This is a genomic window from Pseudomonas sp. NFACC02 (assembly GCF_900110765.1).
Classification (GTDB): domain Bacteria; phylum Pseudomonadota; class Gammaproteobacteria; order Pseudomonadales; family Pseudomonadaceae; genus Aquipseudomonas.
In genome coordinates, this window is the sequence record NZ_FOEO01000033.1 from 38,931 (window position 1) to 60,191 (window position 21,261).

Genomic DNA, 21,261 nt, shown 5'->3' on the forward strand with positions numbered 1-21,261 from the left:
CCAGAATCAACAGCCGGGCGATGTCACGCGCAATCCGGCGCCAAACCCTTTGGCGGAATCAACAGCCCCGCCCTTGATCAGGTCCGCCATCCGCTCGGCCATCATGATGGTCGGGACGTTGGTGTTGGCGCAGGGGATGGAAGGCATCAGCGATGCATCGCACACGCACAACTGAGCGACACCGATCACCCGACCATCCCCCGTGGTCACGGCCAGCGGATCATCGGCGCGGCCCATGCGGCAGGTGCCCGATGGGTGCCAGGTGCCACCGACATTGCGCTGCACGAATTCGGTCAATGCGGTGTCGTCGGCCAGGAGTTTGCTGACGGTCACCCCTTGCGTCACCAGACGATGAACCAGCCACCCGCGCAACGGCCCGGCGATGTCCAGTAACAGGCTCAATACCCCACGCTGCAACCCGTTGAACGCACCAGGCATAGCGACCCTGGCCACCCGTGGCGAATAACTGGAAGGGAACACCACGCTCCGTTCACCCGCCAACGCATCTGCCGACAACGTCTGGGCGCCAAATCGCAACGCCTGTTTGAGGCGCTGGAGATCACGCTCATCGGACAGCATGTTGAAGCTCACCTCTGGCTCATCCAGAGGGTCGGCAGACGCCAATCGCAGGCGACCTCTGGAGTACGACTTGTTGACCCAGAAAAAGATCGTGCCCAGGCGATACCCGACAGAATGCCAGCCCGAACGAGACAGAATCGCACCGTGCATGTCGCAGGGAACGGTGCCGGGCAGCCCCGATGAAAACCGCACCACAGCCTGCTCGTGATGCTCCTCGGGAAACGCCGTCCGGCCCTTGCGAGTCAGCCATGCGGACACCGCGATCGACGGATGCTCCATCAGGTTGGCGCCGACGCCAGGGCGATCGACCACCGGCGTGATGCCCAGCGAAACCAGATCCTGCGCAGGACCGATTCCGCTGCGCATCAACACCGCCGGACTGTGAATGGCGCCGGCAGACACAATCACTTCCCGGGCCATCAGCGATTCGACGTCGCCGTTCTCTCTGACGACCCGGGCCCCGATCGCCACACCGTTGTTGATCAAGACACGATCCACCACACAATGGGTCACGATGGTCAGATTGCTTCGTCGTCGCACGTCATCGGTAAGGTAACACACCGAGGTCGGGATACGCTCACCGTGCTCACTGACACCCACCGCCCCGACGAACACGCCTTCTTCCCACGGCCCGTTCTGATCGGGTTTGTGCGCCAGCCCTTTTGTGCCCAGAACCTTCATCACGCCTTTGACAAAGGGCGACAGTCGCTCGGCAGACGTGCGTCGAATCCTCATCGGGCCGTCATGGCCATGCAACGCCGCGTCCTGCGGATCACTGAAGTCGGTATCGGTTTCCAGCTTGCGGAAGTACGGCAGGCAGTTTTCCCACTGCCACCCTTCGGCCCCCAACGCCTGCCACTCGTCATAGTCGGCGGGCGCGCCACGGTTGGTCATCAGCGCATTGATCGCCGACCCTCCCCCGAGAATGCGAGCCTGCTCATACCGCCTCGTCGTAGGGGCGCGATGGCCCATCCGCGCAGTGAGGCGCTGCCAGATGTTGCTGACGTCCAGATACGCACGGCCGGGGTACCGACTGCGAATCGCGGGCGGCATCGTCTTCGCGGAAATATCACGTCCGGCCTCGATCAGGTACACCTGTTTGTCGGGGTCCTCCGAGAGCCGGGCGGCGAGCACGCAGCCCGCCGATCCCCCTCCCAGAATCAGGTAATCGATCATCTCGGCACCCGGGCGTTACTGAACGAACTTCAGCCAGCGATCCTTGGCCGCAATGCCAGCCGCCGAGGCCCACCACGCTTCCGACATCAATGCTTGCTTGGCGGCGTTATCCGGCGAGCTGGGCAACTCTTTGGCGCGCTCAGCGGTGATTTTCCCCGTGCCGAACGCAGCAGGGTTACCCGGACCGTAATCGATGTAGAGCGGCAGATTGGCTTGCAAATCAGGCGAAAGCGCTTCGTTGACGAACTTCACGGCCGCCGCGTAGTTGGGCGCGTTTTTCAGGATGCACAGCTGAGTATTCTGGAGAAGACCGTCGTTGTAGGTGAACGCCACGTCCGGGTTGCTCTTCTGCACGGCGCTGGCGCGGCCGTTCCAGATCATCAACATGTCCACCTCGCCATCGGCGAGCAATTGGGCCGACTGGCCACCCGATGTCCACCACACCGCAATGTTGGGTTTGATCTGCTCCAGGCGTTTGTAGGCGCGGTCGACATCCAGCGGATACAGCTTGTCGCGGGGCACACCATCGGACAGCAACGCCGCTTCCAGCGTGCTCATCGGATCGTTGCGCAAGGCACGGGTGCCGGGGAAGTTCTTCACGTCCCAGAAGTCGGCCCAGGTCTGCGGAATTTTTTTCAGCGACTTCTTGTTGTACCCGATCACCGACGAATAAAACTCATACGCCACCGAGTACGGTGTGCGGTACGCCGCGGGCATGGCCTGTACGTTGGGCATCTTGCTCAGGTCGAGTGGCTCGATCAGCCCTTCGTTACCCCCGCGCACGCAATTGGAAGGCGGCGTATCGATCACGTCCCAGACCGGCTTGTTCGCCTCGCCCTGCGCCTTGACCATCGGCCAGGCATCCGGAGCGCTGTCCTGCTTGATGGTCATTTTCAGGTTTTTTGCAGCGGGGTCCAGAATGGCCTTGGTCTGGGCTTCCTGGTAGGAACCCCCTTGGGAGACAAAGGTGATTTCATCGGCAACGGCCGGCGTTGCGCACGCGACGGCCAGACTCAACAGGGATATGACGGAACCGAAAGCTGCAGCGACAGACAAGGTTTTCATGGCAAATCATCCTGGACGTAGATTAATTCGGCAGCGTTAAAAACCTCGACTGAACACCCTGCACCGCGGTGCTTTGCTCAGGTTTGATTTTATTATTCGACCGAGCGGGACATTTCGACGTTACAAGAGCAGGACGTCAGGGGGCAATGCACGAATAGTCAGGTCGACCATAACCTGGTGTCATGCAAAAACGCGCTCCTGCGAGCAGCGGCCCATCACTCACTGGATCGCCGCGAACGGCAAGCGTCTGGCCAGCTCCTGCGCCAGGTATCGGGCAAATACCGAGATGCGTTGGGGAATGTGCCGACGGTGCTGGTAAACCGCAAAAATATCGGCCGAGGACGCTTGATAATCGGTCAATACGGCCTGCAGGCGCCCATTTTCGAGATACTGCTGGACGTTCCAGCGTGAACGCAGGATCAGCCCATGGCCATCCAGCGCCAGGCTTAGAGCGACTTCTCCATCATTGCTCGACAGCGTCCCACTGACCTTGTGGGAATAATCCTCGCCGTCCTTGCCGAACCGCCAGATGGCATAGTCGCTGCCGAACTGCCGCAGAACGATGCAATTGTGCTGCGCCAGATCGGCCACTCGGGTCAATGCAGGCATAGCTTCAAGGTATTGCGGAGAGGCGCAGAGAATGCGCGGATTTTCCAGTAGCCGGAGGCCGATCAACCGGGAGTCAGGCGGTTCCCCCATGCACACGCCGATGTCGAACTGGTCATCCAGTACGCTCAGCGGCTGGCTCGTGAGCTCAAGGGAAATCTCAAGCTCCGGATGCAGACGGGCGAAGCTGGACACCACGGGCGCCAGATGTTGCCGCCCGAAACCCAGCGTCCCGTTGATCCGTAACCGGCCCTTCAGGAGGGGTTGACGGCTGTCGAGCGCACTTTCGAGCTCCTCCAGTTGACGCAGGATCGGACGGCCGCCCTCCAGGTACAACGTCCCTTCCGGCGTCAGCGACAGACGTCGTGTCGTGCGTTGAAGCAACTGCACGCCCAGGCGCGCCTCCAGTTGGCTCAGCCGCTTGCTGACCGCCGGCAACGACAGCCCCAGGTGACGCGCCACTTCCGTGAGGCTGCCCCGGGTGGCCACCTGCTGAAAGAAACTCAAGTCATCGATCATGCTCACGGATTCTTTCCTTGAAACTAAGAATGGCTTTCGACCAAGACTAATTATTAATCCAGAAACACTCCATACACTGCGAAGCAATCCTCAACAATCCCAGGAGTCGAATCCCATGAGCAAAGCCCGGTACAAAATCGCAGTGATCCCCGGCGACGGCATCGGCAAGGAAGTCATGCCCGAGGGCGTCCGCGTACTGGACGCCGTGGCGGCCAGGCACAACCTGGACCTGCAATGGGACTGGTTCGACTTCGCCAGCGCCGATTACTACCTGGCCCACGGCAAGATGATGCCGGATGACTGGTTCGACATCCTCAAGGGATACGACGCCATCTACTTCGGCGCTGTCGGCTGGCCGGACGTGGTGCCTGACCACATTTCGCTGTGGGACTCGTTGCTGCAGTTCCGCCGCGAATTCGATCAATACGTCAACCTGCGCCCCTGCCGCTTGATGCCCGGCGTCAAGGCACCGCTGGCCAATCGCAAGCCCGGCGATATCGACTTCTGGGTGGTACGCGAAAACACCGAAGGCGAATACTCCAGCGTGGGCGGCAAGATGTTCCCGGGGACTGACAGGGAGATCGTGCTGCAGGAAACGGTCATGACCCGCGTGGGCGTCGACCGTATCCTGAAGTTCGCCTACGACCTCGCGCAGAGCCGTCCGAAGAAACACCTGACGTCGGCGACCAAGTCCAACGGCATCGCGATCACCATGCCGTACTGGGATGAACGCGTTGCCGAAATGGGCAAAAAGTACCCGGAAGTGAAGGTCGACAAGTACCACATCGATATCCTCACCGCGAACTTCGTCCTGCACCCTGACTGGTTCGATGTGGTGGTGGCGAGCAACCTGTTCGGCGACATCCTGTCTGACCTGGGCCCGGCCTGCACCGGTACGATCGGCATCGCGCCTTCAGCCAACATCAACCCGGAGCGCAATTTCCCGAGCCTGTTCGAGCCGGTACACGGGTCGGCGCCTGACATTGCCGGCAAAGGCATCGCCAACCCGATCGGACAGATCTGGTGCGGCGCGATGATGCTCGAACACCTGGGCCATCCAGAAGCAGGCGCTGCCGTGCTGACCGCCATCGAAACCGTGTTGGCCATGGGACCAAAGGCCGCGCCTCTGACAGCGGACATCGGCGGTACCGGCAACACCGAAGCCTTGGGCAAGGCTATCGCCGCTGCTGTCTGATCCCGGTATCAGCGCGCAATCTCCCGTCTCCTCCCCAAGATTCAGGAGATTGTTGCGCCGGGCTCTGGCATCGTATGAACACTTTTCCTACGAGTGCGAGTCCCCCATGGCCCTGCTGTTCAAAGTTGACGACTCACGTGGCAGCGTCTGGAAATCATTGTTCGAACAGCATGCGCCGGACATCGACGTACGTCTGTGGCCGGACGTGGGGGACCCGTCGCACGTGCGTTATTTCGCCGCCTGGCAGCCTCCGCACGACTTGCCCGCGCGCTTCCCCAACCTCGAAGTGATCTTCGCCACCTCGGCCGGGGTCGATCAGTTCGACCTGGTTGCGCTGCCAGCGCACATCCAGGTGGTCCGGATGCTCGATCCCGGCATCGCCCAGGGCATCGTCGAGTACGCCTGTTTTGCCGTGCTGAGCCTGCATCGGCAGATTCCCCTGTATCTGCGGCAGCAACAGGCCGGGGTCTGGAAAGAGCATGCACTCACGCCCGCCAGACGACGGCGTGTCGGGGTCATGGGCCTGGGCAATCTCGGCGTGGCGGTGACGCAAGCCCTGCGCCCGTTTGGCTTTGAACTGCGCGGGTGGGCACGGTCGCACAAACAGGTCGACGGCGTGCAATGCTTCGCCGGCGATGAGCAACTGACGCCCTTTCTCGCCCAGTGCGACATTCTGATCTGTCTGCTCCCGCTGACGGACGATACCCGTGGCCTATTGAACGCGCGAACCTTCGCGGCGATGCCCAAAGGCGCACAGTTGATCAATCTGGGACGGGGCGGGCATCTGATCGAGCGCGACCTGCTGGAAGCCCTGGACAACGGGCAATTGAGCGAGGCCGTCGTCGACGTGCTGGAGGACGAACCGCCCTCGCCCGATCATCCGTTCTGGAACCATCCCGACATCTGGCTGACACCCCACATTGGGGCAAATACCTCTCCCGACACTGCATTCGAGGTGTTGCTCGACAACCTTCGTCGCCATCAGCGAGGGGAAGCGATGAATGGCGTGGTTGCCCGGCATCAAGGCTACTGAGCAGCCAACCGGCCCGCCCTCCTCGTCCGGTCGCCGGTTGACTGCTTTTAATAGACGTCCCGCACATAACGGTTTTCCCCGGCCAGCTCCCGCAGGTGTTCATCGGCGCGCTCGGCGCTCAACCGGCCGTGGGCAGCAATGACCTCGCGCAGTGCCTGATCGACGTCCCTGGCCATGTGCGTCGCATCCCCGCACACGTAAATGCGCGCGCCTTCCTGCAACCACCGCCACAGTTCAGCGCCCTGTTCGCGAATACGATGCTGGACGTAAATCTTCTCGGCCTGATCGCGAGAAAACGCCAGACTCAGATGCGTGAGCAAACCGTCCTTCTGCATGCCTTCGAGTTCTTCGCGATAGTAGAAATCCGTGGCGGCATGCTGCTCACCGAAGAACAACCAGTTACGCCCACGATCAGCACGCAGTTGTCGCTCCTGCAAGAACGCCCTGAACGGTGCCACGCCGGTGCCAGGGCCAATCATGATCATCGGCACATCACCCTCGTCCGGTACGCGAAAGTGCCGGGTCGGTTGCAGGAAAATCGGCACCTGGCCGTCACTCGCACGGTCGGCGAGAAAGGTCGAAGACACGCCTTTGCGCTTGCCATACCGCACGGCGGACACCGTGAGATGAACTTCATCGGGGTACGCCTTCGAACTGGACGCGATGGAGTACAACCGAGGCTGAAGCGGCTTGAGGTGATCCAGCAACTCCTGCGCTGAACAGCTCAGCGGAAACTCCCGAAGCACGTCCGCCAGTTGCCTCCCCCATAACCAGTCTTTCAGCTCGCTGTTGAACGGCTCGGTCAGCAAGGTTTCAAGCTCGCTGCTGCCACTGCGTTCGGCAATGAAACCCAGCACCTCTGTACTGGGCCGCGCGATCTCGAACTGCGAGGTCAGTGCCTGTGACAACGGCATCTCACCCAGCGTGCCGACACTGACGGGCTGGTCGCCTTGCAGGCCCGTCAACGCGAGCAACTCATCGATCAGCGCCGGACAATTGCGCGGCCATACGCCCAGCGCATCGCCCGCCTCGTAGGCCAGACCCGAGTCGTCCAGGGTCAGCGCAACCTGGCGTGTGTCCTTGCTCGCGCCCTCGCCGTTCAGGCGTCGGTTGATCGACAGCCTGGCGTGATGTGGGCGCGCACGCGATGGCTGATGGCTCGACGTTTCAGGGGCGAGTTCGATGGGAGGAATGTCCAGCGCCTGTTGCAGCGCCCTGAACCAGCCATCGGCGCGGCCCTGAAAATCGCTGTCACAATCGACCCTGGGCATCAATGGCGATGCCCCCAACGACAGCAGTCGCTGATCGAGATTCTTGCCGTGCTGGCAGAAGCGGTCGTAACTCGGATCCCCCAGCGCCAGCACCGCATAACGCAGCGACTCCAGCCGTTCCTCAGACGCGCTCAACGATTGCCAGAACCTCTGACCGTTGTCGGGCGAATCGCCATCCCCAAAGGTGCTGCTGATCAGCGCGACCGTGTTCGCATCGCTCAGGCGCGACACCGGAAAACGGTCCATCGCCGCCACCTGCACCGGGATACCCGCCGTGCGCAGGTGCGCGCCGAAGCGTTTGGCGAGCGTCTGCGCATTACCGGTTTGCGAGGCCCAGAGCAAGGTGAGCAGCGGCTGACCTTCGCCGACATCCAGCGTTTCCGGATCGTCGTGTGACGCATCGAGAAAACGATGCCCGATCAGCTCAACCTTGCGCAGCGCCACCGCGCAGAACTTGAATTCGGGCTGCTGTGAAATCGGGTCGACGGCATCGCTGGTGACGGCGTTGATCGCCAACTGTTCACCGTAAACATCGTTCCAGTGAAATGGCGCAAAGCAATTGCCCGGTCTTACCCGATCGGTCACCACGGCGGGCAGGACTGCGTGGCCGCGCGCCGAACGGATTTCCACCGCGTCCTTGTCGCGAATGCCCAACCTCGCCGCGTCGGCGGGATGGATCTCGACAAAGGGACCGGGATTCAGCGTGTTCAGGGTCGGGATTTTTCCGGTCTTGGTCAGCGTGTGCCATTGGTGCTGCAGCCGGCCGGTATTGAGCACCATCGGAAACGTGTCGTTTGGCATCTCGGCCGGCGGCATGTGCGGACGCGGCAGAAAGACCGCCTTGCCGTGCTCCGTCGCGAAAATGAGGGTCGGAGGTTGCGACGGATTCCCGCTTTTGTCGAGATAGCGAATCGGATGGCGCGTGCCGGTGTCGTCAGGCCCGCAAGGCCATTGCAGCGATTGGTCACGCAGACGCGCGTAGCTGGCACCGCGAATGTCGTAGCCGGTTTTCGGGTTCCAGGCCTGTTTGATTTCTTCGAACACGTCCTCGGCCGAGGCGTAGCTGAAACCCTCGGCAAAGCCCATTTCGCAGGCCACGCGGGCGATGATCTGCCAGTCAGGCAAGGACTCGCCCGGGGCGTCGACGGCTTTTTGCGTCAGGGTCAGGTTGCGCTCGGAGTTGATCATCACCCCTTCGGCTTCCGCCCACAGCGCGCCAGGCAGGAGAATATCGGCGTAGCGATTGGTTTCGGTGTCGAGAAACGCGTCCTGAGTGATCACCAGCTCGGCGGTCTGCAGCGCGTCGATCACCGTCGAGCGATTGGCGACGCTGGCCACGGGGTTGGTGCACATGATCCAGCACGCCTTGATGTGGCCGTCGCGCATCCGTTCGAACAGGTCGACGGTGCCGCCGCCGAGCCTCTGACTCAGACTGCCACGCGGGATCGACCATAAGTCTTCTATAAAGTCGCGGTCCGCCTCGACCCCTACCGAACGTTGACCGGGAAGGCCGGGGCCCATGTAACCCATTTCCCGGCCGCCCATGGCGTTGGGTTGTCCGGTGAGCGAAAAAGGACCGCTGCCGGGGCGGCAGATCGCGCCCGTGGCCAGATGCAGGTTACACAGCGCGTTGGTGTTCCAGGTGCCATGGGTGCTCTGGTTTAGCCCCATGGTCCAGCAACTCATCCACTCGGGCGCCTGACCGATCATCCGGGCGGCCAGCCGAATGTCGGGCTCCGACAGACCGGTTATCTGTGCGACACGGACTGGCGTGTAATCGGCCAGGAAACCGGGCATGGCGTCCCAGCCTTGGGTGAAGGCGTCGATGAAGTCGGTGTCGACATCGCCATTTTCCAGCAACAGATAAAGCAGCCCATTGAGCAACGCCAGGTCGGTGCCGGGTTCGATGGGCAGGAACAGACTGGCTTTGTCCGCTGTCGCGTTGCGCCGAGGGTCAACGACGATCAGTTTCGCGCCCGCATTGACCCGATCCATCATCCGAAGGAAGAGGATCGGGTGACAGTCGGCCATATTGGCGCCGATCACAAAGAACAGGTCGGCCTTGTCGAAATCGTCATAGGAACCCGGTGGGCCGTCCGAACCCAGCGACAACTTATAACCGCTGCCAGCGCTCGCCATGCACAGCCGGGAGTTGGATTCGATGTGGTGGGTGCGCACGAACCCTTTGGCGAGTTTGTTGGCCAGGTACTGCGCCTCAAGGGACATCTGGCCGGAGACATAAAACGCCAGCGCGTCCGGTCCGTCACGGTCAAGAATGCGGCGCAGGCGGCTGGCGGTTTCCGTGATCGCCGTGTCCATATCGCTGCGCACCGGGTCCTGAGCACGCTGATGCCGCAGGTAAGCGGACGTCATGCGACCGGAGTCGGCGATCGCCTGGCCACAGGTGGTGCCTTTGGTACACAGTCGACCGGAATTGGTCGGATGCGCCTTGTCTCCGCTGACCTTGATCACACGGTTATTGTCGACCTGCATGACGATGCCGCAACCGACACCACAATAAGGACACACGCTTCGTACGCTGTTGCTCGCCATAACCCGTTTCCCGAACCCAAAAAAAAGACGCCCTGTTCTCCTCCGTCGATAAACGGGGAGCACACGGCGCCTTTGTCGTGAAGAGGGCAATCGGCGTTGACTGCCTATAGCGGGATGATTGCAAAGGACAGGCCAGCCTGATGGGAGGATGCCTGTAGGCGACGCGACTGGCTGGCGGTGGTGTGTGCGAAAGTGTTTTGGCTGAAAAGCAAGCCGATCAAGGCGCATACATTTCGGCCTCGCAATGGGGCAAACCGGACGAAACCGCACCGTTTGCGTGCCATGCGCTATCCCGTGTAGGAGCGTGGCTTGTCCCGCGATCTGCCGCGAAGCGGCAGTCAATCTGATGAATAGCGTGTATTGGGCTGACCGCGTCCACAGGCTTTACGACGGGTTCCCCGCCGATCGCGGGACAAGCCACGCTCCTACACTGATCGCGCTGCGTCCGCAACTGGCACACCCATTGCTTCATTCCTTTCAAGCCCAACCCGAATGCGCGGTGGGCAGCCCTGGTCGGTCAACGATGATCGTCCGCGCCATCCGGCGATGGGCTCTTCAGGTTGTGCCGACACTGTGGTCGAGTGGCAACCCTCAAAAGAACAGGCAAAGGCGCCTGGAACCGAAAGGTTCCGGGCGCCTTTTTTTTGCTTTCAAAAAACCTGATTGGCCTTGGCCGGGACTCGCTATGAACACCACAACCCCACTTCACGATGTGCAAACACTGATCGTCGTTGGCAACGGGATGGTCGGTCACCACTGCGTCGAGCAACTGATCGCCGCCGGTGCCCTGGACCGCTATCGCATCCATGTGTTCGGCGAAGAAGGTCAGCGCGCCTATGATCGCGTCCACCTGTCCGAATACTTCGGCGGTCGCGATGCCGAGTCGCTGGCCCTCAGCGACGCTTCTTTATATGAACACGCCGGTCTGACGCTGCACCTGGGCGTACCGGTGCTGGAAATCGACCGCAGCCGTCGCGAAGTCATCACGTCCAAAGGTTGCTACGCCTACGACAAACTGGTGCTGGCGACCGGGTCTTATCCGTTCGTGCCCCCCATCGAGGGCGCCGAAGGCCATTCGCGGCTGGTCTACCGCACGCTGGACGATCTGGACACCATTCGCGCCGCCGCCCGTCAGGCCAGACGCGGCGTCGTGGTCGGTGGCGGACTGCTAGGCCTTGAAGCGGCCAATGCGTTGAAGTCCCTAGGCCTCGAAGCGCACGTGGTGGAGTTCGCGCCGCGTCTGATGCCCGTGCAGCTGGACGATTTCGGAGGCGCGGCCCTCAAGGCGCGAATCGAGGCACTGGGCGTCGGCGTACACCTCTCTCGCGCTACTCAGTCGATCAGCGCCGGGGAGGAATACCGCTACCGCATGAACTTCGCGGGCGACGAATGCCTTGAAACCGACCTGATCGTGTTCTCGGCCGGGATTCGACCCCAGGACGCCCTCGCCCGCCAGTGCGAGCTGGCGCTGGGTCCGCGCGGCGGGATCGCCATTGACGAACACTGCCGCACCAGCGACGCCGACATCTTTGCCATCGGCGAGTGCGCGGCCTGGAACGGCAGCGTCTTCGGCCTCGTCGCCCCGGGTTATCAAATGGCGCGCAACGTTGCGGCGCAACTGTGTGATCAGGAAGCCGAGCCGTTCTTCGGCGCGGACATGTCGACCAAACTCAAGCTGCTGGGCGTCGACGTCGGCTCTATCGGCGATGCCCATGGCGCACTGACCGGCGCGCGCAGTTATCGCTTCATTGATGAGGCCACTGCCACCTATCGGCGTCTGGTGGTGTCCGCCGACGGTAAGCAAGTACTGGGCGCGGTGCTGGTCGGTGACAACAGTTATTACGACACGCTGCTGCAATACGCGCAGAACGGCATCAAGCTCCCGGCCGATCCGTCGAGTCTGATCCTGCCCCACAGCGAAGGCGCGCCGACACTGGGCGCCGACGCCTTGCCTGCGACCGCGACCGTCTGCTCCTGTCACAACGTCAGCAAAGGCGCGATCTGCTCGGCCATCGACAGCGGCTGTACCGACCTCGCCGGAATCAAGGCCTGCACCAAGGCGGCGACCGGTTGCGGTGGCTGCTCGTCCCTGCTGAAAAGCGTCTTCGAACACGAGCTGACTGCGCGCGGTGTCGCCGTCGACAAGAGTCTGTGCGAGCACTTTGCCTTTACGCGTCAGGAGCTGTACGCCTTTGCGCGCATCGAAAATATCGAGAGTTTCGAGGAGATGCTCGCCCGTCACGGCAAGGGGCATGTTGGTTGTGACATCTGCAAACCGACCGTCGGCTCCATTCTTGCTTCATGCTGGAACAAGCCGATCATGGACCCATCGCTGGTGCCCTTGCAGGACACCAACGACACCTTCATGGCGAACATGCAGAAAAACGGCACCTATTCGGTGGTGCCGCGCATTCCGGCCGGTGAAATCACCCCCGACGGCCTGATCGCCATCGGCGCGGTGGCGAAGAAATACGACTTGTACACCAAGATCACGGGCGGCCAGCGCATCGACCTGTTCGGCGCACAATTGCATGAGTTGCCGGACATCTGGGCCGAGCTGATCGCCGCGGGTTTCGAGACCGGGCATGCGTACGGCAAGTCGACGCGAACGGTGAAATCCTGCGTCGGCAGCACCTGGTGCCGGTATGGCGTGCAGGACAGCGTGCAGATGGCGTTGACCATCGAAGACCGATACAAGGGGCTGCGTTCGCCGCACAAGCTGAAATTCTCGGTGTCCGGTTGCACACGCGAATGCGCCGAAGCGCAGAGCAAGGACATTGGCGTCATCGCCACGGAGAACGGCTGGAACCTGTACGTCTGCGGCAACGGCGGCATGCGCCCACGTCACGCCGAGCTGTTCGCCACCGACCTGGATGACGAAACGCTGATCCGTTACATCGACCGCGTGCTGATGTTCTACATCCGCACCGCCGACAAGCTGCAACGTACGTCGGTCTGGCGCGAATCTCTAGAAGGCGGCCTGGATTACCTGAAAGCCGTGGTCATCGACGACAGCCTTGGGCTGACCACTGAGCTGGAGGAGCAGATGCAACGGGTGGTGGACCGCTATGAATGCGAATGGGCCAACGCGCTGAAAAGCCCGGAAAAGCTCAAGCGCTTCCGCACCTTCGTCAACGACAAGCGCGCCGACCCGGACATTCATTTCGTCAAGGAACGCAGCCAGCGCCGCCCGGCGCGGGACCATGAACTCAACCTTATCCCTGTCGCGGAGATCGCACGATGAGCCCAGCCAACGCACTCATGATGGACACGCCTCAAACCCACGCCTGGCGCGCCGTGTGCGACCGTCAGGACCTGGTCCTCAACTCCGGCGTCGTCGCACTGGTCGGCACGTCTCAGGTGGCCCTGTTCTACGTGGCGTCGATCAGCGGCACGCCTCAACTGTTCGCGGTGGAAAACCGCGACCCGGTCTCGGGGGTGAATGTGATCGGCCGTGGACTGGTCGGCAGCCTGGGAGGCGATCTGGTGATTGCGTCTCCGCTGTACAAGCAGCATTACCGGCTGGAAGACGGGACCTGTCTTGAGGATCCGACCTTGAAGTTGCGCACCTGGCCCGCGCGGTTGGCGGGGGATGTGGTGGAGATTGATGTGGGTTGAAGCGCGGAGAGTTTTTTTCGGCTGAACCGGGATCGGAAGCACATGTATTCACTTAGTCGCCCCCCCCCGGATCTGTAGAGGCCGCCGAGTTGGCGCTCCATCTTCTCGGCGAACCCGAATCCGCCAGCCACATCAATGGCGCAGGACACGACGCTTTCGTCTGGATACAGCCCAGAGCAAGCGCGCCTCTGCAATGTTCGCGGTATGACGCAACATCTGCGCACGGCACGACGGAGAACGGTAGGAGCGTGGCTTGTCCCGCGATCTGGCGCGAAGCGGCAGCAGGACGGTTGAATGCGGTGTGTCAGGTGAAAAACAAGCAGTCAGATTTCACGGCTGCTGCGCAACCGATCGCGGGACAAGCCACGCTACGGCCTATGGCCAGAATCAACAGCAGATTGCGTCGCCCATGCATCAAATCGCAGGCACAAAAAAAGCGACCCTAAGGTCGCTCTTTTTGTCGTTACGAGGAGTTCAAGGGCCTCGTAACTCAATATGGCGCAGCGGACGGGACTCGAACCCGCGACCCCCGGCGTGACAGGCCGGTATTCTAACCGACTGAACTACCGCTGCGCGTAACACTTGAAGCGAATGGTGGGTGATGACGGGATCGAACCGCCGACATTCTGCTTGTAAGGCAGACGCTCTCCCAGCTGAGCTAATCACCCTTCGTTTCGGTGTGGCGCGCATTCTACGGAGCGATCCCACCTCTGGCAAGCACTTTTTTAAATAATTTTTATATTCCAACCAAAGGGTTACGTCAGGGTTGGCCGCAGGGTCGCGGAAGCGAATAATGCCCCCCTTTGTATAAAGGAGAGACGTACCCCATGTGGTTCAAAAACCTGCTTGTCTATCGCCTGACCCAGGACCTGCCATTTGATGCCGAGGCGCTGGAGACCGCATTGGCGACCAAGCCTGCACGCGCTTGTGCCAGTCAGGAGTTGACCACTTACGGTTTCATCGCCCCGTTCGGCAAGGGTGAAGACGCACCGCTGGTGCATGTCAGCGGCGACTTCATGCTGGTGTCGGCGCGTAAGGAAGAACGCATCCTGCCGGGTAGCGTGGTCAACGACGCGCTGAAAGAGAAAGTCGAAGAAATCGAGACCGAGCAGATGCGCAAGGTCTATAAGAAGGAACGCGACCAGCTCAAGGATGAGATCATCCAGGCCTTCCTGCCACGGGCCTTTATCCGTCGCTCCATGACGTTTGCCGCCATCGCGCCCAAGCAAGGCGTCATTCTGGTCAACGCCTCAAGCCCGAAACGCGCCGAAGACCTGTTGTCGACCCTGCGTGAAGTCGTCGGCTCGCTGCCGGTTCGTCCGGTGACCGTGAAAACCGCACCGACCGCCGTGATGACCGAATGGGTCAAGACCGGTCAGACCGCCGAAAACTTTTTCGTGCTTGACGAGTGCGAACTGCGCGACACCCACGAAGACGGCGGCATCGTGAAGTGCAAGCGTCAGGACCTGACCAGCGACGAAATCCAGTTGCACCTGAGCACCGGAAAGGTCGTGACCCAACTGTCACTGGCCTGGCAGGACAAGCTGTCCTTCGTGCTCGACGACAAGCTGGGCGTCAAACGCCTGAAGTTCGAAGACCTGCTGCAGGATCAGGCGGAACAGGACGGTGGCGACGACGCACTGGGCCAACTGGACGCCAGTTTCACCCTGATGATGCTGACTTTCGGTGAGTTCCTGCCGCAGTTGTTCGACGCACTGGGCGGTGAAGAGATTCCGCAGGGGATCTGACCACCTCTCGAACTGTGGGAGCCGGCTTGCTGGCGATATGATCTGTCATTCAACATCGAGTTGTCTGGACTGACGCTTTCGCCAGCAAGCCGGCTCCCACGGTTTTGCGTACCGGGTTCACCCATAATAAAAGGAGCAAGCCATGCGTGCGCTGGCTGCATTGAGTCGTTTTGTCGGTAATACCTTCGCCTACTGGGTGCTGCTGTTCGCCGTGCTGGCGTTCCTGTTCCCGACCTGGTTCATCAGCCTGAAGACCTTGATCGTGCCCTTGCTGGGGCTGGTCATGTTCGGCATGGGCCTGACCCTCAAGCTTGAAGATTTTTCCGAGGTCGTGCGTCATCCCTGGCGCGTGGCGCTGGGTGTGGTCGCGCACTTCGTGATCATGCCGGGCGTGGCCTGGTTGCTGTGCCAGGCGTTTCACCTGCCTCCGGAAATCGCCGTCGGCGTGATTCTGGTCGGGTGCTGCCCAAGCGGCACCTCGTCCAATGTCATGACCTGGCTGGCGAAAGGCGATCTGGCACTGTCGGTCGCCATCGCCGCGGTCACCACCCTCCTCGCCCCGCTGCTAACCCCGGCCCTGATCTGGCTGCTGGCGTCGGCATGGTTGCCCGTATCCTTCATGGAAATGTTCTGGTCGATCCTGCAACTGGTGATGCTGCCGATCGTGCTGGGCGTCATCGCGCAGCGCCTTCTTGGCGCGCGCGTGCAGTTCGCGGTCGACGTGCTGCCGCTGATTTCGGTGGTGAGCATCGTCATGATCGTCTGCGCCGTCGTGGCCGCCAGCCAGGCAAAAATCGCCGAGTCCGGCCTGCTGATCATGGCGGTGGTGATCCTGCACAACAGCTTCGGTTTCCTGTTGGGCTACTTCACCGGCAAGCTGTTCAAACTGCCGCTGGCACAGCGCAAGTCGCTGTCACTGGAAGTCGGCATGCAGAACTCCGGCCTCGGCGCCGCCCTGGCCAGCGCCCACTTCTCGCCACTGGCGGCGGTGCCCAGCGCGCTGTTCAGCGTATGGCACAACATTTCGGGGGCGTTGCTCTCGACGTACTTCAGGAAGATGGCGCCGGATGTCGTGGTTACGGAAGACAAGCCGGTGGTGGGTTAAAGCGCGTCATCCTACAGGTCGAGTATCAACGACAGGATCTGTAGGATCCGGCTCCTACAGTTCGATAACTGCCGCAGGTTCTCGGGTAGATGCAGTACGTGTAGGAGCCGTCCGAGGTTACGAGGGCCGCGATCGCGAGGTGTCATTCACCATCATCGTCGCCGCCCCGCCGCTCTGGCCAGCAAGCCAGCTCCAACAGTTATCAATAGGTCATTTACCTGACATCCCCACGCAACTCCGCCACCCGCTCACGCACCAGAGCCGGCTCGGACGACTCCCCCGCCAACGCGGGCCCCGCCACCAGCGTCACCCGCGACCACAATCTGCGAAACACACCCTTGTCGGGGTCGCGACTGAAGAAGCTGCCCCACAAGCCTTGCAGCGCCAGCGGAATCACCGGCACGTCGGTTTCTTGCAGCACGCGGGTCATGCCGCCTTTGAATTCGTCGATCTCACCGGTAGTGGTCAGTTTGCCTTCGGGGAAGATGCACACCAGCTCACCGTCTTTCAGGTAGTCGGCGATCCGCTTGAAGGCCTGGTCGTAGATCAGCAGGTCCTCGCTGCGCCCGGCGATGGGAATGGCCCCTGCGGTGCGGAAGATGAAGTTGAGCACCGGCAGGTTGAAGATCTTGTAGTACATGACGAAGCGGATCGGCCTGCGCACGGACCCGGCGATCAACAGGGCATCCACGAACGACACGTGATTGCAGACCAGCAACGCCGCGCCTTCGTCAGGAATCTGCTCCAGGTCGCGGTGCTCCACACGGTACATGGAATGGCTGAGCAGCCAGATCATGAAACGCATGGTGAATTCGGGGACGATCTTGAAGATGTAGGTGTTCACCGCGATGTTCATCAGCGAGACCACCAGGAACAGCTGCGGAATCGAGAGTTTCACCACGCTCAGGAAGATGATCGACACGATCGCCGACACCACCATGAACAGTGCGTTGAGAATGTTGTTCGAGGCGATGACGCGCGAGCGCTCTTTCTCGGGTGTGCGCGACTGGATCAGCGCGTACAGCGGCACGATGTAAAAGCCGCCGAAGACGCCGATGCCGAGGATGTCGAACAGCACCCACCAGGCCTGCCCGTAACCCAGCACCGCCAGCCAGTTGTTGGCCTGAACGTTTTGCGGGAAGCCGCCCGAATGCCACCACAACAACAGGCCGAACACCGTCAGGCCCATCGAACCGAATGGCACCAGGCCGATCTCGACTTTGCGTCCCGACAGCCGCTCACACAGCATGGAGCCCGCAGCGATGCCGACCGAAAATACCGTGAGGATCAGGGTGACGACGGTTTCATCGCCGTACAGGAATTCTTTCGCGTAGGCCGGGATCTGCGTCAGGTAAATCGCGCCGACGAACCAGAACCAGGAGTTGCCGACGATCGAGCGTGAAACCGCCTTCGTCTGGCCCAGGCCCAGCTTCAGCGTCGCCCAGGATTCGCTGAAGATGTTCCAGTTCAGGCGCATGTCCGGGCTGGCGGCAGCGGCTGGCGGGATGCCACGACTGGCGAGGTAACCCAGACAGGCGACCAGCACCATGGCGGTGGAGACGATCGGTGCGTAATGCGCCGAGGACATCATAATCCCCGCGCCGATGGTCCCGGCAAGAATGGCCAGAAAGGTCCCCATTTCCACCAGGCCATTGCCGCCCACCAGTTCGTCTTCATGGAGGTGCTGCGGCAGGATCGAATATTTCACCGGGCCGAAGAGCGCGGAGTGTGTGCCCATGGCGAACAGCGCCGCGAGCATCAAGGACAGGTGGTCGAAGAGAAACCCGATGGCACCCACGACCATGATGCCGATCTCCAGCACCTTGATCATGCGGATCAGCGTGTCCTTGGGGTATTTCTCGCCGAACTGCCCGGCCAGGGCCGAGAACAGGAAGAACGGCAGAATGAACAGCAGTGCACACAGGTTGACGTAGATCGAACGGTCACCGTCGATGGTCAGCTTGTAGAGGATGGCGAGGATCAGTGATTGCTTGAAAATGTTGTCGTTGAACGCCCCGAGGGACTGCGTCACGAAAAACGGCAGGAATCGCCGTTTGCCTAACAGATTGAACTGCGACTGACTCATCAAACATCGTCCTTAATGACGCCGGGGTTGGCTTTCGGATTGGATGACGGGATTCTCGTCCGAGCCACATTGAAGACGTTGAATGCGTGAATGTCGAGCGCGGCCATTCATTCGCGTCACACATGATGGATGCGTACGGAAGACCTCTGTGGGAGTGAGCTTGGTCTGGGCGGCATTCCGACGAATACGTCGTTTCAACCGACATCGCTGTACCGGATGTAACGGCCTCTTCGCGAGCCAGCTCGCTCCCACAGTGCGTAGCTGTTCACCTACAGGACCGTATCAGCCTTTCAACCCGGCAATGCACGGCGAAACGAACAGCTCTCCTTTATAAGCACCCACCAGGGTGCGGCGCATGATCACCAGCCACAACATCGCCAGGCTGACCACCAGCAAGCTCCCCAGCGCCGAAAAGAAGCCCAGTTGCAAAACAGCCCCAAGCCTCAGCGTGGTCAAGGCAAACACGCCCAGCGGAAACGTGAATCCCCACCAGCCCAGGTTGAACGGGATGCCGTTGCGCAGGTATCTAACCGTGATCAGCACCGCCATCAGCAGCCACCACACACCGACGCCCCACAGAATGATCCCGGCAATCAGCCCCAGTCCCGACGCAATCTCCCCCACCCCGCCTAAACCATGGGCTGCAAAGATCGCGGGCGAATCGGCCCCCAGCACCATCAATCCAAAGGCCCCCGTGCTGATCGGCCCCAGCGCCAGCCAGCTCGAAGCGGCCATGCTTTCGTGCGGGAGTTTGTGCAGCGCCATGCGCAGCAAAAGGATGGTGAGAATGCTGAACGCCACCGGCACCGACAGCGCCCACAGCACGTAGCTGGTGATCAGCACGTTGAACTGGCTGTGGCTGTCCGCCAGATGTGGCGCCAGCAAGCCTCCGCTGGCCGCCGCCACTTCCGCCGCCACGACCGGCAACAGCCAGACCGCCGTCATTTGGTCGATGCGGTGTTCCTGACGGGTGAACATCATGAACGGGATCAGTACGCCACACGCCAATGACATCGCCACGTCGAGCCACCACAGCGCCTCGGCCACGGGCAGCACGCCCTGCCCCCATCGCGAAACACCGAACGTCAGCAAGCCGTTGATGATGGTTGCCATGCCCATTGGAATGGTGCCGAAGAACATCGAAACCGTTGAATGGCCGAAGACCCGCCGTGCTTCGTCGAAGAACATCACCCAGCGCGCGGCGTAGAGCACGCTGAAGCTCAGAAACAGGACGATGTTCAGCATCCACAGCGCTTCGGCCAGCCGGAGCATGCCGGGGAGGTGAACGGGAAGCTGGGGCAGAACGGCAGACAAGATGCCGGTGCCCATGGTCGCGGCGAACCAGTTGGGGGTGAATTGACGAATGACTTCGCGCGGATGGCTCAGTTGGCTGAAGGGTCTGCGCGGCATAAAAAGCGTGTGATTCATGGGGGTCGCTCCTGTCCTCGTGTGAGGTGGTACCCATGTTACGGCGGGACCTGATATCGATTAAGCGGGTAATTTCTCTATACCTCATAGATTTAACAGATATACAAAACCCCGTAGCGTGGCTTGTCTCTGGGCCGCATCCGGACCAGAGTGTGTAAAAACATCCTCGGACACACCCTCGAACATTGTCGGCGCGAAGCGCCGGCTTTTGTTTCTCGTTATTTGCTGTCTGCAAGGCCATGGGCTTGCTCAGAACCAACCATGCGCCTTCAGACGCGTCACATAGCCCCATATACGGGCGACGATGTGGCCTTCTCAGGCCGTCATGGCTTTCATCAGACCTTGGGTACCCAGGATTTTCATTACCCGCTTCAAGTTATAGGCGAGCACATTCAAACTCATTTCAGCGCCGACCCCAGCTAGCTTACGAGTGAGGAAGTGCGCCGGCCCCATCCACTGCTTGAGCGTCCCGAAGGGATGCTCAACAGTGCGTTTGCGGACCTTCATCATGTCAGGCGCGTTATTGAGCCGGACCTGCATTTCTTCCAGTACAGCTTCGTGCTCCCAGCGTCTGACGCGCCGCTCACGTCCCGGCGTACATTGTGATTTCAGTGCGCAGCCTTCGCAGTTATTGGTCCAGTAACGGTGCAGTGTCATGCCTTTCTCTACGTATGACGAGCGCCAGGTCAGCACTTCCTTGGCAGGACAGATATAGACGTCTCGAGTCGAGTCATAGAGGAAGGCATCGTTGTTGAAGCGCCCGTCAAACTTGGCTCCGGAGGTCATCGCCTTGGGCACATACGCTGTGATGCCGGCCTTGTGACAGGCCAGGATTTCTTCACTTTTGAAGTAACCCTTGTCGGCGACCACCGATATCGACTCAAGCTTCATCGCTTCTCGGGCTTGTTCGGCCATCGAGCTGAGCTGGTACCGGTCATGGCCCTCATTAGTGACCTCGTGTGCCACGATCAAATGGTGCTTGGTATCTACCGCGGTCTGCACGTTGTAGCCCACGATTCCCTTGCCGCCCGACATCATCGAGCGCGCGTCCGGATCGGTCAGGGAGATCTGCTTGTCTGGCGATGCCTCAAGTTTTACTTCAATCGCCTGCAGCTCTTTCATCTGCTCCTTGAGCTTGGCGATTTTCTCTTGCAACCCGCCTCCGGTGGGGCCTGAAGGCTTGGATTCGTCTCGATCAGCGGCATCGAGAGCCGCCATGTAACGCGCGATACTGGCTTCGATTTCTTCCATCCGCCGCTTCAGTTTGGCACTGGTGAAG

At 60.9% G+C, this 21,261-nt stretch carries 13 protein-coding genes and 2 tRNA genes; 6 read left to right on the plus strand and 9 right to left on the minus strand.

Annotated features, from left to right (window positions below; genetic code table 11):
- Positions 1–6 precede the first annotated feature (6 nt).
- From BMY73_RS21350 to BMY73_RS21360, 3 genes are all read right to left on the minus strand, one after another.
- Positions 7–1,755: a GMC family oxidoreductase gene (locus BMY73_RS21350; protein WP_092409538.1), complete on the minus strand. Its 1,749-nt coding sequence runs from the start codon at positions 1,753–1,755 to the stop codon at positions 7–9.
- 15 nt (positions 1,756–1,770) lie between these two features.
- Positions 1,771–2,820: an ABC transporter substrate-binding protein gene (locus BMY73_RS21355; RefSeq protein WP_062390407.1), complete on the minus strand. Its 1,050-nt coding sequence runs from the start codon at positions 2,818–2,820 to the stop codon at positions 1,771–1,773.
- A 219-nt stretch (positions 2,821–3,039) separates the two neighbouring features.
- On the minus strand, positions 3,040–3,951 hold the full coding sequence (locus BMY73_RS21360) for a LysR substrate-binding domain-containing protein (protein ID WP_092409540.1): 912 nt from the start codon (positions 3,949–3,951) through the stop codon (positions 3,040–3,042).
- A 109-nt stretch (positions 3,952–4,060) separates the two neighbouring features.
- On the opposite strand from BMY73_RS21360, the gene BMY73_RS21365 reads away from it, so the two are divergent.
- Together BMY73_RS21365 and BMY73_RS21370 are read left to right on the plus strand one after the other, a co-directional pair.
- Positions 4,061–5,140, plus strand: coding sequence for a tartrate dehydrogenase (locus BMY73_RS21365; protein WP_092409542.1), 1,080 nt, complete (start codon positions 4,061–4,063; stop codon positions 5,138–5,140).
- Positions 5,141–5,246: 106 nt separating this feature from the next.
- Positions 5,247–6,173 (plus strand): 2-hydroxyacid dehydrogenase, encoded by a 927-nt coding sequence (locus tag BMY73_RS21370; RefSeq protein ID WP_092409544.1) that lies wholly within the window; start codon positions 5,247–5,249, stop codon positions 6,171–6,173.
- A 47-nt stretch (positions 6,174–6,220) separates the two neighbouring features.
- On the opposite strand, the gene BMY73_RS21375 is transcribed toward BMY73_RS21370, so the two are convergent.
- Positions 6,221–9,997, minus strand: a complete 3,777-nt coding sequence (locus BMY73_RS21375) for a bifunctional nitrate reductase/sulfite reductase flavoprotein subunit alpha (RefSeq protein WP_092409546.1) — start codon at positions 9,995–9,997, stop codon at positions 6,221–6,223.
- Positions 9,998–10,682: 685 nt separating this feature from the next.
- Between BMY73_RS21375 and nirB the strand changes: the two genes are divergently transcribed.
- Both nirB and nirD read left to right on the plus strand, forming a co-directional pair.
- Positions 10,683–13,241 (plus strand): nitrite reductase large subunit NirB, encoded by a 2,559-nt coding sequence (gene nirB, locus BMY73_RS21380; protein WP_092409548.1) that lies wholly within the window; start codon positions 10,683–10,685, stop codon positions 13,239–13,241.
- On the plus strand, positions 13,238–13,615 hold the full coding sequence (gene nirD / locus BMY73_RS21385; RefSeq protein ID WP_092409550.1) for a nitrite reductase small subunit NirD: 378 nt from the start codon (positions 13,238–13,240) through the stop codon (positions 13,613–13,615). Before nirB ends, nirD begins: the two co-directional genes overlap by 4 nt.
- A 496-nt stretch (positions 13,616–14,111) precedes the next feature.
- Here nirD and BMY73_RS21390 read toward each other — a convergent pair.
- Together BMY73_RS21390 and BMY73_RS21395 are read right to left on the minus strand one after the other, a co-directional pair.
- Positions 14,112–14,188, minus strand: a tRNA-Asp gene (locus tag BMY73_RS21390).
- 19 nt (positions 14,189–14,207) lie between these two features.
- Positions 14,208–14,283, minus strand: a tRNA-Val gene (locus BMY73_RS21395).
- Positions 14,284–14,442: 159 nt separating this feature from the next.
- Between BMY73_RS21395 and rdgC the strand changes: the two genes are divergently transcribed.
- A complete protein-coding gene (gene rdgC, locus BMY73_RS21400; protein WP_092409552.1) occupies positions 14,443–15,363 on the plus strand; it encodes a recombination-associated protein RdgC in 921 nt (306 codons plus the stop codon).
- A gap of 142 nt (positions 15,364–15,505) precedes the next feature.
- Positions 15,506–16,468 carry a bile acid:sodium symporter family protein gene (locus BMY73_RS21405; protein WP_092409554.1) on the plus strand — a complete coding sequence of 321 codons (963 nt, stop codon included), beginning with the start codon at positions 15,506–15,508 and terminating at the stop codon, positions 16,466–16,468.
- Between the two features lie 214 nt (positions 16,469–16,682).
- Here BMY73_RS21405 and BMY73_RS21410 read toward each other — a convergent pair whose 3' ends face one another.
- The 3 genes from BMY73_RS21410 to BMY73_RS21420 form a co-directional block, all read right to left on the minus strand.
- Positions 16,683–18,557 carry an MFS transporter gene (locus tag BMY73_RS21410; RefSeq protein ID WP_092409556.1) on the minus strand — a complete coding sequence of 625 codons (1,875 nt, stop codon included), beginning with the start codon at positions 18,555–18,557 and terminating at the stop codon, positions 16,683–16,685.
- A 279-nt stretch (positions 18,558–18,836) separates the two neighbouring features.
- Positions 18,837–19,982, minus strand: a complete 1,146-nt coding sequence (locus BMY73_RS21415; RefSeq protein WP_092409558.1) for a TDT family transporter — start codon at positions 19,980–19,982, stop codon at positions 18,837–18,839.
- Positions 19,983–20,297: 315 nt separating this feature from the next.
- Positions 20,298–21,261, minus strand: a 964-nt coding sequence (locus BMY73_RS21420) for an IS1182 family transposase (protein WP_092409564.1), incomplete at its 5' end; no start/stop codon positions are given.